Genomic DNA, 15,191 nt, shown 5'->3' with positions numbered 1-15,191 from the left:
CTGATGGATATTGCGGCGGGCAAAACACAAACGGCGAAACCCTTATTCGGGCTTCGCCGTTTTTTTTGCCGCGACTTTCTGTAGGAGCTGTCGAGTGAAACGAGGCTGCGATCTTTTGATCTTAAAAGGAAGGCAAAAGAAAACCCCCGACAATCCAGAGGACTGATCGGGGGTTATCCAGGTAAGCGCCTTTCAGCGCTCACCGGCTCAGCTTATTGGCAAGCTTCGCAATCCGGCTCGTCGATGGCGCAAGCTTTCGGCACTGGAGCAGGGCCGGCAGGGGCTGCCAGGACCGAATCTTCACCATGGTTGCCGCCGCTGGAAACAGCGTTCAGCTTGCCGGTGTTGATGGTCGACTTCTCGGTGCTGGTCGCGGCCAGGGCACGGAGGTAGTAAGTGGTTTTCAGACCACGGTACCAGGCCATGCGGTAGGTCACGTCCAGCTTCTTGCCCGAAGCGCCAGCGATGTACAGGTTCAGCGACTGAGCCTGGTCGATCCACTTCTGGCGACGGCTTGCCGCGTCAACGATCCACTTGGTGTCCACTTCGAAGGCCGTCGCGTAGAGCTCTTTGAGTTCTTGCGGGATGCGCTCGATCTGCTGAACGGAACCGTCGTAGTACTTCAGGTCGTTGATCATGACCGAGTCCCACAGACCGCGAGCCTTCAGGTCGCGAACCAGGTACGGGTTGATCACGGTGAATTCGCCCGACAGGTTCGATTTCACGTAGAGGTTCTGGTAAGTCGGTTCGATCGACTGCGAGACGCCAGTGATGTTGGCGATGGTCGCGGTCGGTGCGATGGCCATGATGTTGGAGTTACGAATACCTTTCTGCACACGGGCACGAACCGGTGCCCAGTCCAGGGATTCGTTCAGGTCAACGTCGATGTACTTCTGGCCACGTTGCTCGATCAGGATCTGTTGCGAATCCAGCGGCAGGATACCTTTGGACCACAGCGAACCCTGGAACGTCTCGTAGGCGCCGCGTTCATCGGCCAGGTCGCAGGAAGCCTGGATCGCGTAGTAGCTGACAGCTTCCATCGACTTGTCGGCGAACTCGACGGCAGCGTCGGAACCGTAAGGAATGTGCTGCAGGTACAAAGCGTCCTGGAAGCCCATGATGCCCAGACCGACCGGACGGTGCTTGAAGTTGGAGTTCTTCGCTTGTGGCACCGAGTAGTAGTTGATGTCGATCACGTTATCGAGCATGCGAACGGCGGTGTTCACGGTGCGTTCCAGCTTGGCGGTGTCCAGCTTGCCGTTGACGATGTGGTTCGGCAGGTTGATCGAGCCCAGGTTGCAAACGGCGATCTCGTCCTTGTTGGTGTTCAAGGTGATCTCGGTGCACAGGTTCGAGCTGTGGACCACGCCCACGTGCTGCTGCGGGCTGCGCAGGTTGCACGGGTCTTTGAAGGTCAGCCATGGGTGGCCGGTTTCAAACAGCATGGACAGCATTTTGCGCCACAGGTCTTTGGCCTGGATGGTCTTGAACAGCTTGATCTTGCCTGGGTACTGGGACAGCGCTTCGTAGTACTCGTAACGTTCTTCGAAGGCTTTGCCGGTCAGGTCGTGCAGGTCCGGTACTTCGGATGGCGAGAACAGGGTCCACGGGCCGTCATCGAAGACGCGCTTCATGAACAGGTCAGGGATCCAGTTGGCGGTGTTCATGTCGTGGGTACGACGACGATCATCACCGGTGTTCTTGCGCAGTTCGATGAACTCTTCGATGTCCATGTGCCAGGTTTCCAGGTAGGCACAGACAGCGCCTTTGCGCTTGCCACCCTGGTTAACGGCGACGGCGGTGTCGTTCACTACTTTCAGGAACGGAACAACGCCCTGTGATTTGCCGTTGGTGCCCTTGATGTACGAACCCAGCGCACGAACCGGCGTCCAGTCGTTGCCCAGGCCGCCAGCAAATTTCGACAACATGGCGTTGTCGTGGATCGCGTGGTAAATGCCCGACAGGTCATCCGGCACGGTGGTCAGGTAGCAGCTGGACAGCTGTGGACGCAGGGTGCCGGCGTTGAACAGGGTCGGGGTCGACGACATGTAGTCGAAGGACGACAGCAGGTTGTAGAACTCGATCGCACGGTCTTCTTTCTGCTTCTCTTCGATCGCCAGGCCCATGGCCACGCGCATGAAGAAAATCTGCGGCAGTTCGAAGCGGATACCGTCCTTGTGGATGAAGTAACGGTCGTACAGGGTTTGCAGGCCCAGGTAGGTGAACTGCTGGTCGCGCTCGTGGTTGATCGCCTTGCCGAGTTTTTCCAGGTCAAAGGTGGCCAGGATCGGGTTCAGCAATTCGAATTCGATACCCTTGGCGATGTACGACGGCAGGGCCTTGGCGTACAGGTCGACCATTTCGTGGTGAGTGGCGCTTTCAGCGACTTCCAGGAAGCTCAGGCCTTCGGCACGCAGGGTGTCCATCAGCAGGCGGGCGGTCACGAACGAGTAGTTCGGCTCACGCTCGACCAGGGTACGGGCGGTCATCACCAGGGCGGTGTTGACGTCGGTCAGGGCCACGCCGTCGTACAGGTTTTTCAGGGTTTCGCGCTGGATCAGGTCGCCGTCGACTTCTTCCAGGCCTTCGCACGCTTCGGTGACGATGGTGTTCAGGCGACCCATGTCCAGAGGAGCAAAGGTGCCATCGGCGCGGGTGATGCGGATCGACGGGTGAGCGTTGACTGCTTCTTCGGCCGGTGCGTGGGCAGCGCGTTCTTTCGAACGACCGTCACGGTAGATCACGTAGTCGCGCGCAACTTTCTGCTCGCCGGCACGCATCAGGGCCAGTTCAACCTGGTCCTGGATTTCTTCGATGTGGATGGTGCCGCCCGAAGGCATGCGACGCTTGAAGGTTGCGGTGACTTGTTCGGTCAGGCGGGCAACGGTGTCATGGATTCGCGACGAGGCGGCAGCGGTGCCGCCCTCAACTGCGAGAAACGCTTTGGTGATCGCGACGGTGATTTTGTCGTCGGTGTAAGGAACGACAGTGCCGTTACGCTTGATCACGCGCAGTTGGCCAGGCGCGGTGGCGGACAGATCCGAAGTCGAATCAGCGGCCTGCGGCAAGGTGCCCTGCGGGTTCTCGCGAGTTGTGTCGGTTTGCATGGGGGGTTGTCTCCACATTCTCTATGTTTGTTTGGGCACCATCACGGTGCCCACCGTTCCGTCCTGAAGCACTACAACCGGCGGGGGGGCCGGGCATACCAACTTCGGGACAGATCAGGAAGGGGGCTGTTGGGCGCCGCTTCCATGCCGAAGTCTTTGGTGTCACGCCTTGGGCCTGAAACCGAATTCCGTTTTGGGTGGCAGTAATTGACTGCAACACCCGTACCGTTATCGCCGTTTCGGGCTCAAAAACAGTAGCCATCCGCACGCGCGGTTTGGTCTTTCGAAAATACGTTTGGTTCAACCGGAAAGAGGCAATAAAAGCGCTTGAAATCGGTATCCGGTTTGTGTTTGGTTTTTGGCGTAAAACCCTACATGTAGGGTTTTTTTCGCGCCGAGGTACAAGATAATGCGTTTTGGAGGGTGTTGCAACGTACTACCTGTGGATAAACCTGTGCGTAAATTGTGTGTGAAACAGGGAACAGGCGTGTAGGCCGCGACCTAGCTGGAGTCGACCGTTTTTCACTGATTTTCAGCGACCGAAAACAGTCATTCGGATTTTTAAGGGCGCGAACCCTATCACAAAAAACCGGGTTGTCCGAACGCATTTGCCGGCTTGTGTTCTCGGCGTTCGGCGTTTATACAATCGGCCAGTGTGTACGCTTTCTTATCCTCCCCATTCATTACAAAAAGACGGGCGGATCCTTCCTTTATTCGTGTTGTTGGCAAGCAGAGGTCACCGTGGAGCAAGAAGCCTGGCAGATATTGATTGTGGAGGACGACCAGCGACTGGCCGAACTGACCCGCGATTACCTGGAAGCCAATGGCCTGCGCGTATTGATCGAGGGCAATGGAGCCTTGGCCGCTGCTCGCATCATTAATGAAAAGCCGGACCTGGTGATCCTCGACCTGATGCTCCCCGGCGAAGATGGCCTGAGTATCTGCCGCAAGGTCCGTGACAAGTATGACGGCCCGATCCTGATGCTCACCGCCCGCACCGACGACACGGATCAGATTCTTGGCCTCGACCTGGGTGCTGACGATTACGTGTGCAAACCCGTGCGTCCACGCCTGCTGCTGGCGCGCATCCAGGCGTTGCTGCGCCGCAGTGAAGCCCCGGAAGTGGCCCCGGAAAAACAACGGCGCCTGCAGTTCGGTCCGCTGGTGGTGGACAACGCATTGCGCGAGGCCTGGCTGAATGACAACGGCATCGAACTGACCAGCGCCGAATTTGATCTGCTGTGGCTGCTGGTGGCCAACGCCGGGCGCATCCTGTCCCGGGAAGAGATTTTCACCGCGCTGCGCGGCATCGGCTATGACGGCCAGGACCGCTCCATCGACGTGCGCATCTCGCGCATTCGTCCGAAAATTGGCGACGATCCGGATCATCCACGACTGATCAAAACCATCCGCAGCAAAGGTTATCTGTTCGTTCCGGAAGCCTGCACCCTGTGAACTCAATCTTCCTGCGCATCTACGGCGGCATGTGCGCGGCGCTGATTCTGGTCGCGGTGCTCGGCGTACTGGCGTTGCACCTGCTCAATCAGGTGCGCAGCGAGCAATACCGTGAACGCCTGGCCCACGGCACTTTTTCGCTGATGGCCGACAACCTGAACCCGATGAACGAAACCGAGCGCCACCGAGCCTTGCTGGTGTGGGAACGATTGCTGGGTATTCCGTTGGCGCTGAAGACCTTTGCCCAGACCGACCTCGACCTGACGCAGCGCACCCGCGTGCTGCGCGGCCAGGCGCTGGTGGAACAGACCGGCCCGCACGCGGCAAGGGTTTATCGCTTGGTCAGTGACAAGGAGCAACTTGTTCTCACGGGCGAGGTGCAGCAGATCAGCGAGCAACTGGCGCGAGCGACTATTTACCTGTTGGCCGACGAACTGGTGCGCGTACCGGTGGCCGAACAGCCCAAGCGCCTGGCGCAATTGAAACAAGACAAGGGCTTCGGTTTCGACTTGCGGCTGGTCACCGTCGAGCAGGCGGACATGGACGAAGACCAGAGCCGCCGTGTCTCCGAAGGCGATACGGTGATGGCGCTGGGCAAGGGCGGCGACTCGATCCGGGTGTTTGCCGGCATGGTCGGTACGCCGTGGGTGCTGGAAATTGGCCCGTTGTATCAAATGAATCCGTATCCACCGGAATGGCTGGTGCTGATCGCGGCCCTCGGCTTGAGCCTGATCGGTTTGATCGTCTATTTATTGGTGCGACAACTTGAACGCCGCTTGCGTGGCCTCGAAGCCGCTGCCACGCGCATCGCCAAGGGCAGCCTGGAAACCCGCGTGCCGGCACGCGGCGCGGACTCGGTGGGGCGACTGGCCGCGGCGTTCAACGGCATGGCCGAGCACTTGCAGCAGTTGCTGGCGATCCAGCGTGAACTGGTGCGTGCGGTGTCCCATGAGTTGCGCACCCCGGTGGCGCGCCTGCGTTTTGGCCTGGAGATGATTGGCTCGGCCACCACGCCGCAGGCCCTGGAGAAATACCGCGAAGGCATGGATCACGACATCGAGGACCTGGACAAACTGGTGGACGAGATGCTGACTTACGCGCGGCTTGAGCAGGGCTCGCCGGCGCTGAATTTCCAGCGGATCGATCTGGATGCATTGGTCAATCAGGTGATCGAAGAGCTGGCACCGCTACGTGCCGACGTCTCGGTGCAGCGCGGGTTGTGCCTGTCCGCCGCCGATTGCGACGACGCCTGGGTCGAGGCCGAGCCGCGCTATTTGCACCGGGCGATCCAGAACCTGGTGAGCAACGCCATGCGCCATGCCTCGTCGCGGGTGACCGTCAGTTATCAGGTAGGGCAGCAGCGTTGCCGGGTGGACATCGAAGATGACGGGCCGGGTGTGCCGGAGTCGGCGTGGGAGAAAATCTTCACGCCGTTCCTGCGTCTTGATGACAGCCGCACCCGGGCGTCGGGCGGGCATGGGTTGGGGTTGTCGATCGTGCGGCGCATCATCCACTGGCATGACGGGCGGGCGTTGATCAGCAGGAGCAAGAGTCTGGGCGGGGCTTGCTTTAGCCTGAGTTGGCCGAGGAATCAGGAGAGGCGGTGAGATTGTAGGTGTCTGTGCTGGCCTAATCGCGGGCAAGCCCGGCTCCCACAGGATTTGTGGTGTTGCATAGATCCCTGTGGGAGCGGGCTTGCCCGCGATGAGGCCCTTCAATACACCGCAAATCCTCAGGCCTTGATACCGACCAGACTCAACAACTGCCCATCCACCACCCCAAACTGCGCCTCCAACTCTGTGCCATTGCGCCATTCGCTGGACAGATCAGTCAGCAATCGCAACCGCACTTCACCCGCCTCGCTCCATTCCAGCACCTCGGCATGTTCAAAATAAAACCGCTGCTGAACAATCGGATACAGCGCCTTGAACAAACTTTCCTTCACCGAAAACGTCAGCGTCACCAGCATCGCCAGCTGATCGCGAGGGCCCGCGGTCATGCGCTGCAACTCCGGCGGGGTGAGGATTTCCCCGGCCAGGCGCTCGGCCCGTTCAGGGTTGAGCAGGTTTTCCAGGTCCATTCCCAAGCCACGCCAATCAGCTTTCTTCGCCACAATCGCCGCGGCCCGACCGGTGCTGTGGGTGATGGAGCCGCTGATATGCGCAGGCCACACCGGCGCCCGGTCTTCACCGATGGCCGGGGTAAAACTCAGCCCGTCCAACTGTTGCAACGCTGCCCGGGCGCAAACCCGACCGGCCAGAAACTCGGCCTGACGCTTGGCGACTGAACGCTGAATGCTCGCCGGCGGCTCGATGGCGCTGCGCTGGAAGTCATCGCTGGCCAGTTGCGAGGTGTCGAAGTGCGTGCTCAACAGCACCGTGTCAGGCAGCACAAACGGCAGCGGCCAATGGGCATCGAGCGGGGTGCAGCAGACAGGTAGGGCGGGGGCGGGATTCATGACGGGCATTTTGCCGGGTTGCCATCAGGCTGGGTAGTGCAAAGGTTTGGATTGATCGTTCCTACGCTCTGCGTGGGAATGCATCCAGTGACGCTCTGCGTCACATCCGCGAGGGACGCAGAGCGTCCGGGGCTGCATTCCCACGCGGAGCGTGGGAACGATCACAGCCAAGCCGATTTGATTCAGCTCAGGTTCAGAGTGCGTTCAGGAGGAGTTCAGGGGTGGTTGCGTAACCTTGCCCCGTACCCAAAAAGCAAATAGCGCATGAGGAAACTCCCCAATGACTAACTTCAAAAAACTGCTTCTGGCTTTCACCGTCCTGGGCGCGAGCACCGCTGCTTTCGCCTCCGACGACAATTTCGCCAGCCTTACGCTTGGACAGACCAGCGACAAGATCAAAAAGTCCCACGCCCTGAACGACAACCTCAACAGCCCGAACGCCGACGGCGTGATCGGCAAGGACACCACATGGGGTGTGCGTCTGGGCCAGCAAAACAGCCAGGGCCGTTACTACGCCACTTACGACAACGTGTCGGGCTCGCACAATGGCATTAAACTGCGTCAGGAAAACCTGTTGGGCAGCTACGATCTGTTCTACCCGGTGGGCGGCAGCACCAAATTGTTCGGCGGTGCCACGGCCGGTCTGACCAAAATGACTCAGGAGTCCCCAGGCTTCAGCCGCGACAGCAATATCGGTTACGCCATCGGCGGCCAGGTTGGCGTGTTGCAGCAAGTGTCGCAAAACACCTCGGTCGAGATGGGTTACCGTTACCTGCGCAGCAACGCCAGCACCGAGATGAGCGAGCGCGGTGGCAGCAAACAGGGTTCGCTGGACCTGACCAGCAGCGCCCAGACGTACCTGTCGGCGAACTACGCTTTCTGATAAGCGCACCTCCTGTGGGAGCGGGCTTGCCCGCGATGGCGGCGGCACATTCACTATTGATATGTCAGGCAGATCGCCATCGCGGGCAAGCCCGCTCCCACAGGGTACTGCGGTGTGACTGAGAACTATGCTGCTGGAGATAACGATTTGCCTAGGAGAGCGTTATGAAACTGCTGGTCGTCGAAGATGAAGCGCTGTTGCGCCATCACCTGCAAACCCGCCTGACGGACAGCGGCCATGTGGTCGAGTCCGTGGCCAACGCCGAGGAGGCGCTGTACCAGACCGAGCAGTTCAACCACGACCTGGCGGTGATCGACCTCGGCCTGCCGGGCATGAGCGGGCTCGACCTGATCCGCCAACTGCGCTCGGGCGGCAAGACCTTCCCGATCCTGATCCTGACCGCGCGCGGCAACTGGCAGGACAAGGTCGAAGGCCTCGCCGCCGGTGCCGATGATTACGTGGTCAAGCCATTCCAGTTCGAGGAGCTCGACGCGCGCCTGAATGCCTTGCTGCGCCGCTCCAGCGGTTTCACCCAGTCGACCATCGTCGCCGGGCCGCTGCTGCTCGACCTCAATCGCAAACAGGCCTCCCTTGATGAGCAACCGCTGGCACTGACCGCGTACGAGTACCGAATCCTCGAGTACCTGATGCGGCATCACCAGCAAGTGGTGGCCAAGGACCGCTTGATGGAGCAGCTGTACCCGGACGACGACGAGCGCGATCCGAACGTCATCGAAGTGCTGGTCGGCCGCCTGCGCCGCAAACTCGAGGGCCCGGGCGGTTTCAAGCCGATCGACACCGTGCGTGGCCTCGGCTACCTGTTCAATGAGCGCTGCACTTGATTCGTTCTCTTCGTGTCCGGTTGATGCTTGCCGCCACGATCCTGGCGGTGCTGTTCATGCTGGCGTTGCTGCCAGCGATGCAGGGCGCGTTCAGCCTGGCGTTGCAGGATTCCATCGAGCAGCGCCTGGCATCGGACGTCACCACGCTGATCTCCGCGGCGCGGGTGGAAAACAACTCCCTGCAAATGCCGGCGCAGTTGCCCGATGAGCGCTTCAACCTGACCGACAGCCGCCTGGTCGGCTACATCTATGACCGCGAAGGTCACCTGGTGTGGCGCTCGAAAGCCACCCGCGAAGAGAAGATCAACTACAAACCGCGTTACGACGGACGCGGCAACGAATTCGCGCGTATTCGCGAGGCCGACGGTCAGGAATTCTTCGTCTATGACGTCGAAGTCAAACTGCTCGGCGGCAAAAGCGCGGCGTTCAGCATCGTCGCCCTGCAACCGGTGCGCGAATACGAAGTCACCCTTGAAGGCCTGCGCGAAAACCTCTACCTCGGTTTCGGCGCCGCATTGCTGGTGCTGCTGGCGCTGCTGTGGATCGGCCTGACCTGGGGGTTGCAGGCCTTGCGCCGACTCAGTCAGGAACTCGACGAAATCGAAAGCGGCGCCCGCGAAAGCCTCAGCGAACAACACCCACGCGAACTGCTGCGCCTGACCGGCTCCCTCAACCGCTTGCTGCACAGCGAACGCGAACAGCGCAGCCGCTACCGCGATTCCCTCGACGACCTGGCCCACAGCCTGAAAACCCCGCTGACCGTGCTGCAAGGCGTCAGTGAAGACATGGCCCAACGCCCGGAAAACCGCGATCAGGCCTGGGTGCTGCAAACCCAGATCGAACGCATGAGCCAGCAGATCGGCTATCAACTGCAACGCGCCAGCCTGCGCAAAAGCGGTCTGGTGCGCCACCAGGTGCGCCTGCAACCGGTGCTGCAAAGCCTGTGCGACACGCTGGACAAGGTCTACCGCGACAAACGCGTGCGCGTCGCTTTCGACCTGCCGGATCAGTGCTACGTGCCAATCGAGCAGGGCGCCTTGCTGGAAATGATGGGCAACCTGCTGGAAAACGCCTATCGCCTGTGCCTGAGCGAAGTGCGCATCAGCGTGCGCGAAACCCTGAGCGGCATTGAGTTGTGCGTTGAAGATGACGGGCCGGGTGTGCCGCCGGACCAGCGGGCGCGGATTCTGCAAAGGGGCGAGCGGCTGGACCGACAGCATCCGGGGCAGGGGATTGGGCTGGCGGTGGTGAAGGACATTATCGAGAGCTACAGCGCGAAGCTGACGCTCGGGGATTCGTCGATGGGCGGCGCGGCGTTCCGGATTCATTTTCCGGTGGTTTGACCACGCGTAACGATCGTTCCCACGCTCTGCGTGGGAATGCAGCCCGGGACGCTCCGCGTCCCTTTCCAGAGCTGGAACGCGGAGCGTCCCTTGAGGCATTCCCACGCGGACGGTTCGACGCCTCGACGTGGGAACGATCATAAAACGCGTTGTTTAAAAGTCATCTCCAGACACTTCATTCAGGCTACACATCCTTGCGCCGCTGCCTACGACTACGCCAGAATCCGCCGGCTTGTGCGCCTGGGGCGTGGGCTCTATCGTTTCCGGGTCGCTGACGAATCAGCGATCGGGTTTAGCGATCCGATCCCCTACACAGACGCAAAAGCGCCCAAGTTTGATTGCAGTTTCTAATGCCTGCAATTCGCGTAATGGTGGCTGTGCGTGGGAGACCTTCGAGGTCTACCCGGGGTTTCTGTGTCCCGGATCGCTAACCTGCGTACAGCCGCCACCTTTACTTGTTTAGCGATAGGTCGTGGTGGCTCAACCAATCACGGAGCTTCACATGTTCAAAATTACGCCCAACCCACCAGAAACCGACGACGTTTCCCCGTACGAAACCACCGACTCAAAAAAACTCAACGAAGCCGCCGACCGCGCCCTCGACTACTACCTCAAACCGGTCATTCCCAAAGACACTCCGCGCAAACCCAGCACGATCTACTTCGTCGGGCCCGACACCGATAACGAAACCTTGCTGGTCAACGCCTGTGAGACTTTGGCGTCAGCGAGTGTGATGTTGAGTGATTTCGCGGGGCAGCTGGATGGCCCGCAGCGCCATACCCTGCTCGGCATCCAGCACTCCGTCATGTTGGGGGAGTTGGCAGTCAACCGGATGCTGGATAATTTTGATCCGCAGGGTTAATCGGGCTGATCGTTCCCACGTCGAGGCGTCGAACCGTCCGCGTGGGAATGCCTCAATGGACGCTCCGCGTCCGCTTCGGCAGGGACGCGGAGCGTCCCGGGCTGCATTCCCACGCGGAGCGTGGGAACGATCATCAACCGAAGATTCAGTTCTCTTGCGCGCGATAGGCCCCAGGCGTCAACCCGGTCCACTTCTTGAACGCCCGATGAAACGCCGAAGGCTCGGAAAACCCCAGTTGCTCGGCGATCTGCTGCAACGACAGATCCGCACGCCCCAGGTGATAGATCGCAATGTCCCGGCGCAATTGATCCTTCAATTCCTGAAAACTCGACCCTTCCTCTCGCAAGTGCCGGCGCAAGGTCTGCGGGCTGATGTGCAGGTGCGCGGCCACCGCTTCGAGGTCCGGCCAGCGTGAACTGTCGCGGCTAAGCAAACGGCGCAATTGACTGCTCAGGCTGTCGCCGTCATCCGGGCGCGACAGCAGGTCGGCGGGGGAGTGTTGGAGGAAGTGTTTGAGGGTGCGTTCGTCCTGCAACAACGGCATGTTCAGGTAGCGGCTGTGAAACAGCAGGCTGCTTTGCTCCGTGGAAAACACCAGGGGGCAGGGGAACAGCAAGTCGTATTCGGCACCGTGCTCGGGCCGTGGATAACTGAACGTCGCCTGCTCCAGCCGAATGCGCTGGCCGATCAGCCAGCTGCCGAGGCGATGCCACACCATCAGCTGGCTTTCGGTGAGGAAATGGTCCGGGTCCCGGAACTTCGAATCATCGAGGCTCAGGCGGATCATATCGTCTTCGCGGGTCAGGGTCAGGCGGGGACCGTCGGGGAACAGGCTATAAAACAATAAGCCGCGTTGCAGCGCCTTATCGAGGCTGCGGCAGTGGATCACGGCGTGGCACATCATCGCGAAGGTGCCGGTTTTACTGGGCGCCGGCCCGAAACCGAGGTACTCGTCGTCGAGCGCAAGCCACAAACCCTGGATCAATCGCGTGAACTGCTCCGGCGCGATCCGCGCACGCGGCTCCTCCAGCAACTCGGGGCTGATGCCGAGTTGTTGCAGCAAATCAGAATAGTCATAACCCAACCGGCGCGCGCCACCGAGGGCGGCACGGGCGAAATGACTGGCGATAGTGCGTTCGCGCATAGCAGGCAGGTCCGTCCATTGAGCGTCGGATGGTAGCCGTGGTGGCCGACGATGAACAAGGCGGATATCCGCCAAATTGCAGGATGTGATTTAGCCGAAGGGCGGAAATCCGCCACCCCAATGTAACCGAACAGTGACCCAGAAAAACCTGTAACCCTTGATGTCAAAAGGCTTGCAGGCTTTTTGACGAAGGTGGCACGGGCCTTGCGATACAACCAGCAGATGCCTGCCGTTGCGCAGCTCGACAAAACAAATCCCTCCAGTGCAGGAGGGTTCGCAAATGAGGTGTCGTTGACAACAGATGGATGTTGTCGCGGGACGCTCTTGAGGAACTTTGCAATGACGACTCGTCAGCCACTGTACAAATCCCTGTATTTCCAGGTGATCGTTGCTATTGCCATCGGCATCCTGCTCGGTCACTTCTACCCGCAGACCGGTGTGGCCCTCAAGCCGCTGGGTGACGGGTTCATCAAACTGATCAAAATGGTCATCGCGCCAATCATCTTCTGTACGGTCGTCAGCGGTATCGCCGGCATGCAGAACATGAAGTCGGTCGGCAAAACTGGCGGCTATGCGCTGCTGTACTTCGAAATCGTTTCCACCATTGCCTTGCTGATCGGTCTGGTCGTGGTCAACGTCGTGCAACCGGGCGCCGGCATGCACATCGACGTGACGACCCTGGACACCAGCAAAATCGCTGGCTTCATCTCGGCCGGTAAAGACCAGAGCATCATCGCCTTTGTCCTCAACGTGATCCCGAACACCATCGTCGGCGCCTTCGCCAACGGCGATATCCTGCAAGTGCTGATGTTCTCGGTGATCTTCGGTTTCGCCCTGCATCGCCTGGGTGCATACGGCAAGCCGGTGCTGGACTTCATCGATCGCTTTGCTCACGTGATGTTCAACATCATCAACATGATCATGAAGCTCGCTCCAGTCGGCGCATTCGGTGCAATGGCCTTCACCATCGGTGCCTACGGTGTCGGTTCGCTGGTGCAACTCGGTCAGCTGATGATCTGCTTCTACATCACCTGCATCCTGTTTGTGGTTCTGGTACTGGGCGCCATCTGCCGCGCGCACGGTTTCAGCGTACTCAAGCTGATCCGCTACATCCGTGAAGAACTGCTGATCGTACTGGGCACTTCGTCGTCGGAATCGGCTCTGCCACGCATGCTGATCAAAATGGAACGCCTGGGTGCGGATAAATCGGTAGTGGGTCTGGTGATCCCGACGGGTTACTCCTTCAACCTCGACGGTACGTCGATCTACCTGACCATGGCTGCTGTGTTTATCGCTCAGGCGACTGATACCCCAATGGACCTCACCCACCAGATCACTCTGCTGCTGGTGCTGTTGCTGTCCTCCAAAGGTGCTGCGGGCGTGACCGGCAGTGGCTTCATCGTGTTGGCGGCCACCCTGTCGGCCGTGGGTACTCTGCCGGTGGCCGGCCTGGCGCTGATCCTCGGTATCGACCGCTTCATGTCCGAAGCCCGTGCGCTGACCAACCTCGTTGGTAACGCTGTTGCGACCCTGGTCGTGGCCAAGTGGGTGAAAGAGCTGGATGAAGACAAGCTGCAAGTCGAGCTGGCTTCTGGCGGTCGCGGTATCTCCGACGAGCGTGAAGTAGACGACCTGGGTGTGGCCGAAGGCCCAACCCCAAGCAACGTCAAGTAAGACTATCTGCATTGAAAAACCCGCTTCGGCGGGTTTTTTCATGCCTGGGATTTGAGCGTAACGGTCACCGTTGCTGACACTTCAGGTGATTGCTGCAATGGGTTTGCCTGCCTAGGCTGGAAGCATCGTTCACGGAGGTCGCTCATGCCCGGTCCACTGGCATCACTCAAGGTTCTGGATTTCTCGACACTGCTGCCGGGGCCGTTTGCCTCTTTGTTGCTGGCGGACATGGGCGCGGAAGTCTTGCGCATCGAATCGCCGACCCGCATGGATTTGCTCCGGGTGCTGCCGCCGCACGATCACGGAGTGTCGGCCAGCCACGCTTATCTCAATCGCAACAAGCGCAGCCTGGCGCTGGACCTCAAGCAGCCCGAAGCGCTGGAGGTGATCAAGCAGTTGCTGGCGGACCACGACATCGTGCTGGAGCAGTTTCGCCCCGGTGTGATGGAACGCCTGGGTCTGGGTTATGAAGCCTTGAAGGCGATCAATCCACGGTTGATCTACGTGTCGATTACCGGTTACGGCCAGACTGGCCCCTACAAGGACCGCGCCGGCCACGACATCAACTACCTGGCGCTGGCTGGACTGGCGAGCTACACCGGCCGTACCGAGAGTGGGCCGTTACCGTTGGGCATGCAGGTGGCGGATGTCGCCGGAGGTTCGCTGCACGGCGTGATCGGGTTGCTGGCGGCGGTGATCGCCCGGCAGCAAAGCGGAGTAGGGCAGCATCTGGATGTGAGCATGACCGACTGCGCCTTCAGCCTGAACGCCATGGCCGGCGCCGGGTATCTGGCCTGTGGCGTCGAGCCGGACAGGGAAGATCAGATGCTCAATGGTGGCAGTTTCTACGACTATTACCGTTCGCGGGACGGGCGTTGGTTATCGGTGGGCAGCCTGGAGCCGGTCTTCATGCAGCAGCTGTGTACGGCGCTGGGGCGGCCGGAACTGGCGGCCAAGGGCCTGTCACCCAAGCCCGCCGAGCAACAGGCGCTGAAGAATGAGTTGAAAGCCGAATTCGAGAAGCATGACTTTGCGCAGCTGTGCGAGTTGTTTGCCGGGGTAGATGCGTGTGTAGAGCCGGTGCTGAGTTTGGGTGAGGCGGTGCAGCATCCGCAGTTGCAGGCGCGCGAGTTGGTGACAGAGGTGCCACGGGGGGATGGTTCTATGCAGGCGCAAATGGCCTGCCCGCTGAAGTTTTCCGAGGGGTTGCCTGAGCCGCGGCATATCGGCGCAGCACTGGGGCAGCATACGGATCAGGTATTGGGGGAGTTGGGGTATAGCGCAGAACGGATCGAGGAGTTACGCCGAACCAGGGTCGTTACTTAGATCGTTCCCACGCTCCGCGTGGGAATGCATCCCGTGACGCTCTGCGTCACAGTGGACGCGGAGCGTCCATGGCGGCATTCCCACGCAGAGCGTGGGA

General features: G+C 60.1%; 11 protein-coding genes. 8 read left to right on the top strand and 3 right to left on the bottom strand.

The window, feature by feature from the left end; translation table 11 throughout:
- Positions 1-212: 212 nt before the first annotated feature.
- Positions 213-3,107: a ribonucleoside-diphosphate reductase subunit alpha gene (locus tag ACYZT8_RS22145; RefSeq protein WP_461975943.1), complete on the bottom strand. Its 2,895-nt coding sequence runs from the start codon at positions 3,105-3,107 to the stop codon at positions 213-215.
- A 741-nt stretch (positions 3,108-3,848) separates the two neighbouring features.
- On the opposite strand from ACYZT8_RS22145, the gene ACYZT8_RS22140 reads away from it, so the two are divergent.
- Together ACYZT8_RS22140 and ACYZT8_RS22135 are read left to right on the top strand one after the other, a co-directional pair.
- The gene (locus ACYZT8_RS22140) at positions 3,849-4,562 is read left to right on the top strand and encodes a response regulator (RefSeq protein ID WP_461975941.1); all 714 of its coding nucleotides are present in this window, start codon (positions 3,849-3,851) and stop codon (positions 4,560-4,562) included.
- A complete protein-coding gene (locus ACYZT8_RS22135) occupies positions 4,559-6,169 on the top strand; it encodes an ATP-binding protein (protein WP_461975939.1) in 1,611 nt (536 codons plus the stop codon). Before ACYZT8_RS22140 ends, ACYZT8_RS22135 begins: the two co-directional genes overlap by 4 nt.
- A gap of 125 nt (positions 6,170-6,294) precedes the next feature.
- Here ACYZT8_RS22135 and ACYZT8_RS22130 read toward each other — a convergent pair whose 3' ends face one another.
- On the bottom strand, positions 6,295-7,020 hold the full coding sequence (locus ACYZT8_RS22130; protein WP_461975937.1) for a 4'-phosphopantetheinyl transferase family protein: 726 nt from the start codon (positions 7,018-7,020) through the stop codon (positions 6,295-6,297).
- Between the two features lie 280 nt (positions 7,021-7,300).
- Here ACYZT8_RS22130 and ACYZT8_RS22125 point away from each other — a divergent pair, with 280 nt between their 5' ends.
- The 4 genes from ACYZT8_RS22125 to ACYZT8_RS22110 all read left to right on the top strand — a co-directional run bounded on the left by ACYZT8_RS22125 (position 7,301) and on the right by ACYZT8_RS22110 (position 10,950).
- Entirely contained in the window at positions 7,301-7,903 is a 603-nt protein-coding gene (locus tag ACYZT8_RS22125) for a hypothetical protein (RefSeq protein ID WP_461975935.1), read from the top strand.
- Between the two features lie 164 nt (positions 7,904-8,067).
- Positions 8,068-8,745, top strand: coding sequence for a response regulator (locus ACYZT8_RS22120; protein ID WP_461975933.1), 678 nt, complete (start codon positions 8,068-8,070; stop codon positions 8,743-8,745).
- Complete coding sequence (locus ACYZT8_RS22115; protein ID WP_461975931.1) at positions 8,742-10,088, top strand: ATP-binding protein; 1,347 nt, start codon at positions 8,742-8,744, stop codon at positions 10,086-10,088. Before ACYZT8_RS22120 ends, ACYZT8_RS22115 begins: the two co-directional genes overlap by 4 nt.
- Positions 10,089-10,590: 502 nt before the next feature.
- Complete coding sequence (locus ACYZT8_RS22110) at positions 10,591-10,950, top strand: DUF6124 family protein (RefSeq protein WP_461975929.1); 360 nt, start codon at positions 10,591-10,593, stop codon at positions 10,948-10,950.
- 145 nt (positions 10,951-11,095) lie between these two features.
- On the opposite strand, the gene ACYZT8_RS22105 is transcribed toward ACYZT8_RS22110, so the two are convergent.
- Complete coding sequence (locus tag ACYZT8_RS22105) at positions 11,096-12,094, bottom strand: AraC family transcriptional regulator (protein ID WP_461975927.1); 999 nt, start codon at positions 12,092-12,094, stop codon at positions 11,096-11,098.
- Positions 12,095-12,433: 339 nt separating this feature from the next.
- Here ACYZT8_RS22105 and ACYZT8_RS22100 point away from each other — a divergent pair, with 339 nt between their 5' ends.
- Positions 12,434-13,768, top strand: coding sequence for a dicarboxylate/amino acid:cation symporter (locus tag ACYZT8_RS22100; protein WP_074879147.1), 1,335 nt, complete (start codon positions 12,434-12,436; stop codon positions 13,766-13,768).
- Positions 13,769-13,912: 144 nt separating this feature from the next.
- Positions 13,913-15,094 (top strand): CaiB/BaiF CoA transferase family protein, encoded by a 1,182-nt coding sequence (locus tag ACYZT8_RS22095; RefSeq protein ID WP_461975925.1) that lies wholly within the window; start codon positions 13,913-13,915, stop codon positions 15,092-15,094.
- Positions 15,095-15,191 lie beyond the last annotated feature (97 nt).

This window comes from Pseudomonas sp. LB3P93 (assembly GCF_054898025.1).
Note: the sequence above shows the minus strand (reverse complement) of the source record. Positions and strands in the feature narration are given on the sequence as shown.

Bases quoted from the DNA above. Each gene is read 5' to 3' on its own strand.
- ACYZT8_RS22145 (WP_461975943.1), bottom strand. From the start codon at position 3,107: ATGCAAACCGACACAACTCGCGAGAACCCGCAGGGCACCTTGCCGCAG.
- ACYZT8_RS22130 (WP_461975937.1), bottom strand. From the start codon at position 7,020: ATGAATCCCGCCCCCGCCCTACCTGTCTGCTGCACCCCGCTCGATGCC.
- ACYZT8_RS22125 (WP_461975935.1), top strand. From the start codon at position 7,301: ATGACTAACTTCAAAAAACTGCTTCTGGCTTTCACCGTCCTGGGCGCG.
- ACYZT8_RS22120 (WP_461975933.1), top strand. From the start codon at position 8,068: ATGAAACTGCTGGTCGTCGAAGATGAAGCGCTGTTGCGCCATCACCTG.
- ACYZT8_RS22110 (WP_461975929.1), top strand. From the start codon at position 10,591: ATGTTCAAAATTACGCCCAACCCACCAGAAACCGACGACGTTTCCCCG.
- ACYZT8_RS22105 (WP_461975927.1), bottom strand. From the start codon at position 12,094: ATGCGCGAACGCACTATCGCCAGTCATTTCGCCCGTGCCGCCCTCGGT.
- ACYZT8_RS22100 (WP_074879147.1), top strand. From the start codon at position 12,434: ATGACGACTCGTCAGCCACTGTACAAATCCCTGTATTTCCAGGTGATC.
- ACYZT8_RS22095 (WP_461975925.1), top strand. From the start codon at position 13,913: ATGCCCGGTCCACTGGCATCACTCAAGGTTCTGGATTTCTCGACACTG.